Consider the following 13007-nt stretch of genomic DNA (forward strand, 5'->3'; position numbering starts at 1 on the left):
AAGGTATTGTCGCTTGGTTTATGGGGGTTCCCGTTGTCGTGATCATTCTGCTTTACATGTTCGGCTTTTTCTAGGCCGCCACACAAACAGCGCCACCGCAGCTATTCTACCGCCCGTGGCCGCCCTTCATCGTCAATCGCGACAAAGGTAAACACTGCCTCGGTTACCTTTTCGCGTGCGCCGATGCGGCCGCGGCGCACCCAGGCCTCGATCTCGATGCCCATCGAACTGCGGCCAACCCGCACCACACGGCCATAGATGCACAGCACATCGCCCACCCGCACGGGGCGAATAAACTTCATCGCGTCCAGTGCAACCGTGGTCACCCGCCCGCCAGCGCGCTCGCCTGCGATGATGCCTGCCGCGATGTCCATCTGGCTTAGCACCCAGCCACCGAAAATATCGCCATTGGTGTTCACATCGCGCGGCATGGCCAATGTCCGCAGGGTCAGCTCGCCCTCGGGGCCGGTTTCGGTGGGCTTTTCCATGTATTTCCCCTTTTGTTTACGTAGGTGAAAATCATCCCCCGAGTGACGGGACAAACCTGCCCTGCCGCCAAACCCTCAGTCGCCACGCGGCCAAATTACCGTTCCGTACCGCGAGGCGGGGTTCACAGCCCGGTGTCAACCCGGCCCTGTCACATCATGCGCATGACCGACTATCTGGCCCAGACCCCGAACATTCAAGCCACCCAAATCTTGCAAGAACCAGTTTCCCTGTTCTGCCAAGCTGTTCTATCAGAGAGACTTGTTCAACCCCACAACCGAGCGCGCCAGCCCAAAAACCGTATTCGCTGCCGCCAAAGGCGATTCAGTGGCCAGAACGGTATCCATTGGGTTGACCTTGAAATTCCGCGCGGCAAACAGGCCGTCGGCTGTGGTCAGATCAAACGTGAAAATGACCCGGCGCATGGCAGGGCCTTTGACCCCATCAGCACGCACTGCCTTTTGCGGATATTCGCGCAAGATCAAAACACCTTTGGGATTCGCACGCGCGTCATTCAGGCCACCGACCAAAGACATCGCTTCCAGCGCCGAAATCGACTCGCGCTCAAAATAAATCAGGTTTTCGCTGCCTGTCGCGCCCAGCGAAGTGAAATAGCGGTCATCCTCGCGCAGGATAACCTTGTCGCCGCCGCGCAGGGTCGTGTTCTTGTTCGCCTCGGCGAACAGACGATCCGCGCGGATTTCATAGGTTTTAGTGTCGCGGATCAACCGGACCAACGGGTTTTTCAGCGTTGGGTCAATGCCGCCACCTTCGGCCAAAAGGGTAAGGATTGTGTAGTTCCGACTTGGCATCGGATAGGTGCCGGGCTTGCCCGCGCCGCTGACGAGATCAACCGAATTGCGCGCGCCCGGCTCGACACTCAGTTGAACCTGCGCGGTGGCGGCAATCGGCGCCATCGCCTTTTGCACCGTTTCGCGGGCGGCACTTGGCGTCAGGCCGTTTACGACGATCTCGCCAAGATAGGGCACGAAAATGGTACCCTGCGGCGATACCTCCATCGGGGAAAAGGTGACTTGTTTCTGGGTCGCTGCGGTCAGCAACGAGTTGTCCTGGCTGTCCCAGATCACCAACTTGATGAAATCGCCCGGACGAATTGCGACACCGCTTGGCCCGTCTTTGGCGCTGATCCAGTTGTATCCGCCGCTCCAGCCGGTGCCGGGCCAGCCGGCCACTTGCATTACGTTACTGCGGCTGACCGCTACGACAGAATATGTCGGCTCTTTCGCGTTTTGCTCGCGCAGTACCTCGGACGTCAGGGCAGCACCCCGAGGAAGGCTGCATCCGGAAAGAACGACACCCGCAATCGCCAAAGCGCAAAGTATTTTCAAGCGCAAGACAGCCCCCAACTTTCCAAGATCAACCGCAACGCGTGCTGGAGGGGAAACTAGTCGGTGTCGCACCCAAGCGCCACACCCCTAGGTGGTGTTGCGCCCAAAAAATTCGCCACCTGTGTCCTTCGGGAACTTTATATGGAACGCGACGGCCCAATTTACCGCCATATACGCCCTGAAAAATGAAGCATCCTTGATTGTCAGCCTTTGGGGTAGCCGAACTTTTCGACGAAAACCCAAGGGGGCGCTCGCGCCCCCTTGCCCGTTCCGGGCTCACCCCCTGAGGATATTTTGAGATAGATGAGTGGGGTTATTTTCCGGCGTAATCGCGGTACCAATCTACAAATTTCTGCACGCCAAGGCGCATATCTGTTTCGGGGCGGTAGCCGGTAAGGCGCTGCAAAAGGCTTGCATCGGCCCAAGTGCGGGGCACATCGCCGGCCTGCATCGGCATCAGATTGCGGGTGGTTTTCATCCCCAAGGCGTTTTCGATTGCGTCGATAAAGTCGGTCAGTTTTACGCTGGTAGAGTTGCCGATATTCACCACGCGCCACGGGGCAACCGGCGACAGGCTGTCACCTTCGAGCACTGTGCCATCTGCAGGATGCTGCGGAATTACATCCATCAGCAGGCGGATACCGCGCACGATATCTTCGACATAGGTAAAGTCGCGGTACATCTCGCCATGATTGTAGACGTCGATCGGACGCCCTTCGAGTGTGGCATCGACGAATTTATAGAGCGCCATATCCGGGCGGCCCCACGGGCCATAGACGGTGAAAAACCGGAACATGGTCACAGGCAAGCCGTGAATATGGGCATAGGCGTGTGACATGTTTTCATTGGCTTTTTTGGTCGCCGCGTAAAAGGACATCTGCGTTTCGACCTTATCGGTTTCAGCGTAGGGCACCTTTTCGTTCGCGCCATATACGGATGAGGTTGATGCCATCAGCAGGTGCTGCACCTTTAGCCGCCGCGCGGCCTCCATCACATTGAACGACCCGATCACATTGCTATCAAGATAGGTGCGCGGGTTTTCGATACTATAGCGCACGCCCGCCTGCCCGGCCAAATGCACGATCATATCGGGCATAAACGCGTCTGCCACTTGGTCAAACAGGGCTTGATCCTCAAGCATGCCTTCGGTCGCGGTAAAGCCGGGGTTTTGCAGCAGAACCTGATTGCGGCGCTGTTTCAGGCGCAGGTCGCTATAGTCGGTCATGCCGTCATAGCCATGCACGACCATACCTTCGCGCAGCAAAAGTTGTGCGAGGTGAAAGCCGATGAAGCCCGCCGTACCTGTAATCAAAACCCGCATGGCACGCCTATCATTTGTCATAATGGCCTGTTTCGTGCCAGCGCCACGCATCTGTTATCATTTGCTGCATTGTGGATCGTGTGGGCGTCCAGCCCAGCTCTTGTTTCGCGCGGTCGGAACCCGAGACCAGACATGCCGCATCGCCGGGGCGGCGCGGGCCGATGGTCATCGGCACCTCTTGGTTGGTCACTACCCGCGCCTCATCCACCACCTGGCGCACGGAAAAGCCTGTGCCGCTGCCAAGGCAAAACACGCGGTTGGCCTTGCCGTCCTCTAACCAGCGCAGACCAAGCACATGGGCATCGACCAGATCGGTTACATGCACATAGTCACGAACACAGGTGCCATCTGGCGTCGGGTAATCAGTGCCGAACAACGTCAGCGCCGGGCGTTTACCGCTGACGACATCCAGCATCAGCGGGATAAGGTGTGTTTCGGGCTGGTGAAATTCGCCCACCTCGCCCTCGGGGTCGGCGCCCGCCACGTTGAAATAACGATAGATCACATGGCGCAACCCGTATGTGGTGCCAAAATCGCGCAACATTTCCTCAATCGCGCGTTTGGAAGAGCCGTAGGGGTTGCTTGGGGCCTGCTTGGTGTTTTCATCCAGAACCACGCCATCCTGATCGCCATAGGTCGCGCAAGTTGATGAAAACACAAAATCAAGGCATCCCGCCGCGATAGCCGCCTCAATCAGGTTCAGCGATCCCTCTACATTCACCCGCCAATAGCGGCCCGGTTGGGCAACGGCCTCGCCCACTTGGCTAAGGGCGGCAAAATGCATCACGGCGACGGGCTTCCACTTGGCAAACACCTCATCCAGTCGTGCACGGTCCAGCAGATCACCACGTTCAAAGGGGCCGAATTTGACCGCTTCTTCCCAACCGGTTTCCAAACTGTCGTAGGTAACCGGCACATAACCTGCTGCCTTTAACGCTTTACAGGCATGCGACCCGATATAACCCGCCCCGCCTGTCACCAACACATGTTTTTGCATTCACACCGCCACTATTACGTACATGCCCAAGTCTGCCATACCTCGGCATGTTTGGCTGTCAGAATCGACTGTTCCCCACCCTAAAGTCAAGTCCGCCCGGTTTTCCCGCTTGTCCCCAAACATGCTTGCACCTTTCACGACACAGCGTTTCACGCTAAGAGCATGGCACGCGACAGAATTTGCGCGACCTGCCTGCCGAGGACCTTATGACCACAACCCAGAAATCTTCGTTAACCGCTGCCGCCCATGTCTTGAAGATTGAGGGCGAAGCCTTGCTGGCTTTGGCCGAGGCGCTGCCTGACGATTTCGCGGCGGTGGTCGAACAGCTGATGGCTTGCCAGGGTCGGGTCATCCTGTCGGGCATCGGCAAATCCGGCCATATCGCCCGCAAAATTGCCGCGACATTTTCGTCTACCGGAACGCCTGCCTATTTCGTCCATGCGGCCGAGGCCTCGCATGGCGATCTCGGTACAATTTCCCCTTCGGATGTCGTCATTGCCCTGTCCAATTCGGGCGAGACGACCGAGCTGGGCGACCTGATCGCCCACACCCGCCGCTTTACCATCCCGCTGATCGCGATTTCATCGCGTGCGGGCAGCACCTTGGCGCTGGCCGCCGATCTGAACCTGACCTTACCCCCCGCCCCCGAGGCCTGCCCTTTGGGCCTTGCGCCGACCACATCGACCACGATGGCACTGGCTTTGGGCGATGCGCTGGCTGTGGCCTTGATGGAGCGGCGCGGGTTCGAGCCTGAGCATTTCCGCACATTCCACCCCGGTGGCCGCCTTGGCGCACGTTTGGCACGTGTGGGGCAGTTGATGCGTGGCGCGGATGATTTGCCTTTGGTCCCAACCGATTACCCGATGGCCGACACCTTGTTGGTCATGACACAAAAGGGCTTTGGCACCGCAGGCGTGGTTGAAAACGGCTGCCTTGTCGGTGTGATCACCGATGGCGACTTGCGCCGCAACATGGGCGGGTTGATGGATAAAACCGCCATTGACGTGGCAACCCGCACGCCGCTGACCGCCCCGCCCGAAATGATGGCGGTAGAGGCAGTTGCCCTGATGAACCAGAACAAAATCACCATGCTGTTTGTCACCGATGCCGATGCGCAACCGCTGGGCATTTTGCACATCCACGATTGCCTGCGCGCAGGCGTTCAATAAAGGCCACTCCATGAAAACCGTCATTATCATCCCCGCCCGCTATGCCTCGACCCGTTATCCCGGCAAGCCTTTGGTTGGCCTGCGCGGCCCTGATGGCGTATCGAAACCCCTGATCCAGCGCAGCTGGGAGGCAGCGATGGCCGCCCGTGGCATTGCCGAGGTGTATGTTGCCACCGATGATACCCGCATTGCCGATGCCGCCCGCGGTTTCGGGGCGCAGGTTATCATGACCTCATCCGATGCCGAAAACGGCACCATGCGTTGCGCCGAGGCGGTGGCAAACGCCGGTATTACCGCCGATCTGGTCATCAACCTGCAAGGCGATGCGCCGCTAACCCCGCCGTGGTTTGTCGAGGCACTGGCCGAGGCGATGAAAACCAGCCCCGCGCAATGTGCCACGCCGGTTATCCGCTGTGACGCCGAAACCGTCAGCCATTTCCGCGAAGACCGCCGCCACGGGCGCGTTGGCGGCACGACAGCGGTGTTTGATGTAAACATGCGCGCACTCTATTTTTCCAAAGAGGTGATCCCCTACACCCCCGAAGGCAATCACGACCCAATTCCGGTGTTTCACCATGTCGGCATCTATGCCTACCGCCCCGCCGCGCTTGCCGCCTATCAAGGCTGGAAAACGGGCACTTTGGAGCGGATGGAAGGGCTGGAACAGCTGCGCTTCCTTGAAAACGGCATGGAAATGGCCTGTGTCGAGGTTGACGGCAAAGGCCGCGTGTTTTGGGAGTTGAACAACCCTGTCGATGTGGAACGCATCGAAAGCGTGCTGGCCAAGGGGTAAAGCCTAAAGCTTGCCCGCCCCCACGCCCGGCGTTACCGCGCGGCGCTTTAGCTGCGCCTCGCGCCAGGTGATATAGCTGACCGCGCCGATAATCACACCGCCGCCCAGCAGCACAAACGGATCTACCTGCTCGCCAAAGGCGAAATAGCCCAGCATGCTGGCCCAAACCAGTTGCAGGAACGTCACCGGCTGCGTTACCGAAATCGGCGCCACAGCAAAGGCCCGCGTCATGCAGTAATGCCCCGATGTCGCGGCCAGCGCCACTACGGCCAGCCACGCCAGTTGCACCATACTAACCGGCACCCAAACCCAAATCGCAAAGGGCAACAGACCCAGCGTGACTGTCACCGACATAATGCCGACAATCGCCCCTGCAGGCATCTTGCCACTCAGGCTTTTGGCAAACAGATAGGAACCGGCAAAACAAACCGCCGCCCCCAGTTGCGCCCAATGCCCCGGCTCGATCACCCGCACACCGGGGCGCAGCACAATCAGCGCACCGATCAGCGCCACGCCAATCGCAATCAGCCGCCGAACTGCCAGCTTTTCACCAAACAACAGCGCCGCGCCCAGCGTTACACAAACGGGGTTCAGATAGCCAATCGCCGTCACCTCGGCCACGGTGATCCGCGCCATCGCGAAAAACCACAGCGTCACCGCCGCCGTATGCACCGCACCGCGCAGCACAATCGCCCGCGCCAATCCCGCCGGAATCCCCGTTCGCGCCAAACTCATCAGCGCCGGCAGCAAAAACACCACCCCCCATGCAAACCGCAAGAACGCTGATTGCACCGCAGGCAGGTCTGTCCCCAAGTAACGCACAACGCCTGTCACCACGACGAATGACAGCCCCGAGGCCAGCATCCACGCAATTCCGACAACAGGTTTAGAAGATTCGCTCATCCCGCCACTTGGCCGTAACTGCAGGCCAAGCACAAGACCGCTTTACCCAAAGGCCAGTGCCGCCGCGATCGTCCACATGGTTATGCCGACAATCACCTCTAGCACCACCCAAGAACGCGGCCGCGCCATCACCGGTGCCAATAGCCGCGCACCATAGCCCAAAGCCATGAAAAAACTGGCCGAAGCCGCCGAAGCCCCAATTCCGAATGCCAACCCATGCGGGGCATATTGCGCCGAAATCGCGCCAATCAGCACCACAGTATCCAAATAGACATGCGGGTTCGCCCATGTCAGCAGCAGCACGGTCATAATCACCCGCCGCAACGCCACAGGGCTTGTGGCCGCCGCAACCAGCGCCTCGCCCCCCAGCCACGCCGCCCGAAACCGCAACGCGCCATAGACCAGCAGAAATGCCACCCCCACCACACGCATCGCATCACCCAGCCACGGCACGCTGTGCGATGCCGCACCAAACCCCGCCACACCCGCCGCAATCAGCACCGCATCCGATGTGGCACAAACCAGAACCACCCAGCCCACATGCTCGCGCCGGATCCCTTGGCGCAGCACAAACGCATTCTGCGCCCCGATCGCCGCAATCAAACTGATCGCGACCAGATAACCTGCAATCAATGCCTCAAACATCTGCCAACCCTGCCAGAACCTGCATCGCATCAAACCGCCGCGCCCATTGCACAAAGAAATGGTCGTGGTGATAGCCCGCAATCACATTGGCGCTGATCCCTTGCGCCGTCAGCGCGGTTGCGACCGCCGCAGTCAACCCCACAGCCTGCAAATCCGAATGCACCTTCAGGCTGATCCGCGCCCACCCCGCCTGATGCGCAATCCCTTGCGCCTGCAAGACGGCCTCGGTGGCCACCACCGTCACGCCTTCGTCCTCAACCATCATTGCAAAGGCATCGGGCACCCAAGCCCCCGCCTTTGGTTGGATCAACCCGAACCCATAAGGCGCGTCATGCAGCTCTGGCGCCATGCTGCGCAACAATTCCCTTAAATCCGTGACTGCCATGACATATGCCCCCTTTGCTTTCGCATTGACATAAGCGGCCCAAGCCATTCCAATCAAATTAATCTTTTTGATGTAAAGTAAGCATTGCTAATGTTCGACTACAGCCAACTCGCCGCGCTTGCGGCCATTCATCGCCGCGGCTCGTTCGATCTGGCGGCGGCCTCGCTTTCCGTCACCCCTTCGGCAATTTCCCAACGCCTAAAGGCGCTTGAGGAACGGATGGGCAGCCTTCTTATCCGCCGGGGGCAACCTTGCACAGCCACCCCGCCCGGCCTACGCCTGATCCGGCACTTTGAAGAGGTGATGCTGCTCGAGGCCAGCCTCGGCCCCGATCTGCCGCAAGGGCCCGCGCCGATGACCATTCGCATCGCGGTAAACGCCGACAGCCTTGCCACATGGGTTTTAACCGCCTTGGCAGCCACCCAAAACATGCTGTTCGATCTGGTGATTGATGACCAAGACCACAGCCAAGATTGGCTGCGGCGGGGTGAGGTTTCGGCGGCGATCACCAGCCACCCCGGCCCGCTGCAAGGCTGCGATACCCTGCCCTTGGGGGCGCTGCGCTACCGCGCCACGGCCTCGCCCGAATTTGTCGCCCGCTGGCTGCCCGAGGGCATATCCCGCACAGCCCTTACCCGCGCCCCCGCGCTGACATTTTCCGACAAGGACCGCCTGCAACGCGATTGGATTGCGACGCAAATCGGCCACGGCCTTGCCTTTCCCACGCATCGCATCGCGTCTTCGCAAGGGTTTGTCGATGCCGCCTTGCTGGGCCTTGGCTGGGGCATGAACCCCGAGTTGCTGATCGCTAACCATCTCGCGGCTGGCCGATTGGTTGAAATTGCCCCGAACACACCGCTTGATGTACCTCTTTACTGGCAGTTTGCGCGTCTAACGGCGGCGGCTATTGCACCGCTCACCCATTCCGTCAAAAAAGCCGGTGATAAATTCCTGCTTTAGCCGCGCCCCTCGCCCGCCATAGCGTTTCAATGCGTCACAAACTGTGACTGTACAGGGCGGCGCAAACAAGGCAGTTCAAAACAGTCAAATTCAAAAGGACCAAAATGCAGCTCCGCACGCCCAGACTAGCCGTGATCGCCATGTTCATCCTCAACGGCGCCCTTTTGGGCTTTTGGGCCTCGCGCATCCCCGCCATTGCCGACAGCCACAACCTGACGCCCAACCTCTTGGGGCTTTTGCTTTTGTGCCTCGCTGCGGGGGCAATTGTGTCATTTCCTTTGGCCGGGCGCATGGTCGATAGCTATGGCGCGGCCCCGGTTACCCGCGCCATTGCTGTGGCCTATTGCGCCGCCCTGATCGCCCTCGGCATCGCGCCCTCACTGCCACTGCTGGCTGCGGCGCTGTTCCTGTTCGGCATGGCGCATGGCGCGATGGATGTCGCAATGAACACTTGGGCCGCCGAAGTCGAAAAGGCCGCGGGCAAACCCATCATGGCCTCGTTCCACGCAATGTTCAGCCTTGGCGCAGGGGCCGCCGCCGCCTTGGGCTACGTCGCCATCAAAACCGGCACAGGCGTGCCCGCGCATTTTATTACCGCAAGCCTGACCTTCGGCATCGCCACCTTGGCGCTCGCCGCCTCCCCGTGGCAGTCCCCGCGCAGCGCGGCACAAAAATCCAGCCTCTTTGCCTTTCCAAAGGGCGCGCTGGTTCTTGTCGGCCTCATCGCCTTTGCCTCGGCAATGGGCGAAGGCGCGGTTGCCGATTGGGGCGCCGTCTTTCTGAACCGCACCATCGGCACATCCGAGGCCCAAGCCACCTTGGGCTACTCGGCCTTTTCCATCGCCATCTTTGGCATGCGCCTTGCCGCCGATTACCTGATCCGCCGCATTGGCCCTGTGCGCATCGCCCGCATCTCGGGCGCTCTCGCCTTTGTCGGCGTTCTTATGGCCGCAAGCGCGCAAAGCCTGACGCTGGCCTTACTCGGCTTTGGCCTGATGGGGCTTGGGTATGCAGTTCTCTTTCCGCTCGCCTTTTCCCGCGCCGCGGCAGACCCGAACACCAGCCCCGGCCGTGCCATCGCTTCGGTCGCCACCTTGGGCTATGGCGGGCTGCTTCTCGGGCCGCCAGTCATCGGCTTCGTCGCGCAACTCACGTCACTGCGGCTGGCGCTGCTCATCCTCGCGGGTCTCGCGCTGATGATCATTGCCTTTGCGCCCCACCTGCGCAAACCACAGACCTGACCCCCGCTTTCTTTCCGGTACAAATATCCAAATCCCGCCCGCAAACGCAAAAGCCCCCGGCTGGAAAACCGGGGGCCTTTCTTTAACCTTAAAGCAAAATCACGCGTCCAGCTGCGCCGCAACATCCTCGGGGATGTCAAAATTGTGCGTCACATCCTGCACATCATCATCTTCTTCCAGCAAATCGATCAGCTTCATCAGCTTTTGCGCGGTTTCCAGATCCACTTCGGTCAGAACCTGCGGCTTCCAGATCAGCTTGGATTCCGTCGACTCGCCCAATGCTTTTTCCAACGCATCCGACACATCGTTCAGCGACTCCATCGCGCAGTAAATCCAATGGCCGTCGTCATCCGACACCACATCATCCGCGCCCGCATCAAGCGCGGCCATCATCACCGTGTCGGCATCGCCAACCTCAACCGGATACGAAATCTCGCCTACACGGTCAAACCCGTGGCTGACCGAGCCGCTTTGCCCCAAGTTGCCACCGCTTTTGGTGAAATAGCTGCGCACGTTGCTGGCGGTACGGTTCAGGTTGTCGGTCATCGCCTCAACGATAATCGCAATCCCGTTGGCGCCATACCCTTCATAGCGGATTTCGGTATAATCCGCCGCATCGCCGGCCTGCGATTTTTTAATCGCGCGGTCGATCACATCCTTTGGCATCGACAGCGATTTCGCCGCCTTTACCGCAAGCCGCAAGCGGGGGTTTTTGTCGGGGTCGGCGTCACCCATTTTCGCTGCCACGGTAATTTCCTTGGACAGCTTGGAAAACATCTTTGACCGAATTTTATCCTGCTTGCCCTTACGGTGCTGGATATTCGCCCATTTTGAATGGCCTGCCATTAGCCCGATCTCCGCTTTGTAAATTAATTCGCTGTTACCGCCCTATACACAAACGCAGGGCCAATCCGCAACCCCGCCCTACATCAGAACGGAAAGAACAACGGGATCGTCGCGCTCATCACCACCATCATCAGCAGGTTCAGCGGAACACCAATACGCAGGAAATCGGTAAACTTATACCCGCCCGGCCCATAGACCAACGTGTTGGTCTGATACCCGATGGGCGTTGCAAAACTGGCCGAGGCCCCAAACATCACCGCCACCACCAATGGCCGCGGGTCCACACCCAGCGACGCCGCAAGCCCGATTGCGATCGGTGTCAAAATCACCGCCACCGCGTTGTTTGATACCATCTCGGTCAGCACCGAAGACAAGCCATAGACCGCAAACACCAGCATATAAGGTGGCAAATCCAGCATGAATGGCGATACCGCCCCCACCATCAGCTTGACCGCCCCCGAATGGTCCAACCCCAGACCCACCGCCAGCATCGCAAAGATCAGCGCGAGCAATCGTCCTTCGATAAAGCCGAACGCCTCATCCGCATCAATGCACCGCGTCACCAAGACAATCGCTACCCCGATCAGCGACAAAATCACAATCGGCGCCACGTCAAAGGCCGAAAGCCCCACCACAGCCATCAAAACCGCAATCACAATCGGCGCGTGTTTCCTGCGATAGGCCCGAACCGATGGCTGTGCGATGTCAACCAACTCCATATCCTGGGCAAGGCGCGAAATATCGGCCGAGGACCCTTCCAACAGCAAGGTATCGCCAACCTGCACCACCAGATCATCCAGCTGCCGCCCGATATTCTGGTTTCTGCGATGCACCGCCAGCGTATAAACCCCATAGCGCCGCCGCAACCGCAATGACCCGAGCGAGCGCCCAACCATCTGGCACCCCGGCGTTATCAGCACCTCAACCGTTTCGGTCTGCACCGAAGACAGCTTGTCAACCTGCCGCAAATCCTTGCTGCTTTGCAGGGCCAGCACCTCGGACATCGGTGTGCGCAACACCACACGGTCGCCCGCCTCCAGCTCTACGCCGGCAAGCGCACGGCGCAAACTGGCATCGCCCCGCAGCACATCCACCACCCGCATAGAGTCGCGTTTGAACAGATCAACATCCATCACCTTTTGCCCGATCAACCCCGACCCCTCGGGCAAGGCGACCTCGGTAAAAAACTTCATCTTGGACCGGTCGCCCAACAGCATCCCCATGCTTTCGCGCGTTGGCAGCAGCTTGCGGGCAAACAAAAACAGATACAAAACCCCGACCGACGCCATCACAATCCCCAAAGGCGTCACATCAAAAATGCCAAACGGCGCCATGCCCATCTGCCGAGCAACACCATCCACCAACAGGTTGGTCGAGGTGCCGATCAGCGTGATCGTACCGCCAAAAATCGCCAGATAAGACAGCGGAATCATCACCTTGCTGGCAGACATCTTTAGCTGCTTGGCCAGCTGCATAAAGACAGGGATCATCACAACCACAATCGGCGTATTGTTCAAAAACGCCGACATCGCGACAATCGCCATGGTCAGCGCGGCCAAGGTCACCGCCGGGCGCGTCTCGACATTGCGCACAGCCAGTTGCGTCACCCAATCAAGCCCGCCCGTGCGCACCAAAGCCCCCACAAGCACAAACATCGCAGCAATCGTCCAAGGCGCATGGTTCGACAGCACGGCCAATGCATCGTCTTGCGGCAAAATACCCAAGACCAACATCGTAGCCGCGCCCGCCAGCGCCGTCACCTCAACCGGAAAGGTCTCGCGGACAAACAGCACCAACATGCCAAACAGAATGGCTATCGCCAACCAAGCTTGCATCGTTTCAGAAAGGTCCAAGCCAAACATGATCGCGTATTCACCTTTTGAGATTTCCAGCTAACTCTAACCTAGGGTAA

Annotated in this window: 13 protein-coding genes; 4 read left to right on the top strand and 9 right to left on the bottom strand. The window is 59.3% G+C overall.

The genetic code is table 11. The annotated features are described in order from the left end of the window. Positions 1 to 101: 101 nt before the first annotated feature. The 4 genes from AKU79_RS07535 to galE all read right to left on the bottom strand — a co-directional run bounded on the left by AKU79_RS07535 (position 102) and on the right by galE (position 4153). Positions 102 to 488, bottom strand: coding sequence for an acyl-CoA thioesterase (locus AKU79_RS07535; RefSeq protein WP_050522969.1), 387 nt, complete (start codon positions 486 to 488; stop codon positions 102 to 104). Between the two features lie 249 nt (positions 489 to 737). Beyond that, complete coding sequence (locus tag AKU79_RS07540) at positions 738 to 1835, bottom strand: polysaccharide biosynthesis/export family protein (protein WP_050523086.1); 1098 nt, start codon at positions 1833 to 1835, stop codon at positions 738 to 740. 313 nt (positions 1836 to 2148) lie between these two features. Beyond that, complete coding sequence (locus tag AKU79_RS07545) at positions 2149 to 3177, bottom strand: NAD-dependent epimerase/dehydratase family protein (RefSeq protein WP_231580117.1); 1029 nt, start codon at positions 3175 to 3177, stop codon at positions 2149 to 2151. Further along, positions 3167 to 4153, bottom strand: coding sequence for a UDP-glucose 4-epimerase GalE (gene galE / locus AKU79_RS07550; protein ID WP_050522970.1), 987 nt, complete (start codon positions 4151 to 4153; stop codon positions 3167 to 3169). Before galE ends, AKU79_RS07545 begins: the two co-directional genes overlap by 11 nt. Positions 4154 to 4359: 206 nt before the next feature. Between galE and AKU79_RS07555 the strand changes: the two genes are divergently transcribed. Continuing rightward, positions 4360 to 5322, top strand: a complete 963-nt coding sequence (locus AKU79_RS07555) for a KpsF/GutQ family sugar-phosphate isomerase (protein WP_050523088.1) — start codon at positions 4360 to 4362, stop codon at positions 5320 to 5322. A gap of 10 nt (positions 5323 to 5332) precedes the next feature. Next, entirely contained in the window at positions 5333 to 6115 is a 783-nt protein-coding gene (locus tag AKU79_RS07560; protein WP_050522971.1) for a 3-deoxy-manno-octulosonate cytidylyltransferase, read from the top strand. 3 nt (positions 6116 to 6118) lie between these two features. Here the strand turns inward: AKU79_RS07560 and AKU79_RS07565 are convergent, their stop codons facing one another. From AKU79_RS07565 to AKU79_RS07575, 3 genes are read right to left on the bottom strand one after another with little or no spacing between them, the layout of a single operon-like run. Beyond that, positions 6119 to 7018, bottom strand: coding sequence for a DMT family transporter (locus AKU79_RS07565; protein ID WP_231580118.1), 900 nt, complete (start codon positions 7016 to 7018; stop codon positions 6119 to 6121). Between the two features lie 42 nt (positions 7019 to 7060). Then, entirely contained in the window at positions 7061 to 7663 is a 603-nt protein-coding gene (locus AKU79_RS07570) for a LysE/ArgO family amino acid transporter (RefSeq protein ID WP_050522972.1), read from the bottom strand. Next, positions 7656 to 8048: an ACT domain-containing protein gene (locus AKU79_RS07575; protein ID WP_050523090.1), complete on the bottom strand. Its 393-nt coding sequence runs from the start codon at positions 8046 to 8048 to the stop codon at positions 7656 to 7658. The genes AKU79_RS07570 and AKU79_RS07575 overlap by 8 nt, the downstream gene beginning before the upstream one ends. A gap of 90 nt (positions 8049 to 8138) precedes the next feature. On the opposite strand from AKU79_RS07575, the gene AKU79_RS07580 reads away from it, so the two are divergent. Both AKU79_RS07580 and AKU79_RS07585 read left to right on the top strand, forming a co-directional pair. After that, the gene (locus AKU79_RS07580; RefSeq protein WP_050522973.1) at positions 8139 to 9008 is read left to right on the top strand and encodes a LysR family transcriptional regulator ArgP; all 870 of its coding nucleotides are present in this window, start codon (positions 8139 to 8141) and stop codon (positions 9006 to 9008) included. Positions 9009 to 9112: 104 nt separating this feature from the next. After that, entirely contained in the window at positions 9113 to 10249 is a 1137-nt protein-coding gene (locus tag AKU79_RS07585) for an MFS transporter (RefSeq protein ID WP_050522974.1), read from the top strand. Positions 10250 to 10348: 99 nt separating this feature from the next. Here AKU79_RS07585 and AKU79_RS07590 read toward each other — a convergent pair whose 3' ends face one another. Both AKU79_RS07590 and AKU79_RS07595 read right to left on the bottom strand, forming a co-directional pair. Continuing rightward, positions 10349 to 11095 (bottom strand): YebC/PmpR family DNA-binding transcriptional regulator, encoded by a 747-nt coding sequence (locus AKU79_RS07590; protein ID WP_050522975.1) that lies wholly within the window; start codon positions 11093 to 11095, stop codon positions 10349 to 10351. Positions 11096 to 11178: 83 nt separating this feature from the next. After that, positions 11179 to 12957, bottom strand: coding sequence for an SLC13 family permease (locus AKU79_RS07595; RefSeq protein ID WP_050522976.1), 1779 nt, complete (start codon positions 12955 to 12957; stop codon positions 11179 to 11181). Positions 12958 to 13007 lie beyond the last annotated feature (50 nt).

It is taken from the genome of Pseudorhodobacter wandonensis (assembly GCF_001202035.1).
GTDB lineage: Bacteria > Pseudomonadota > Alphaproteobacteria > Rhodobacterales > Rhodobacteraceae > Pseudorhodobacter > Pseudorhodobacter wandonensis.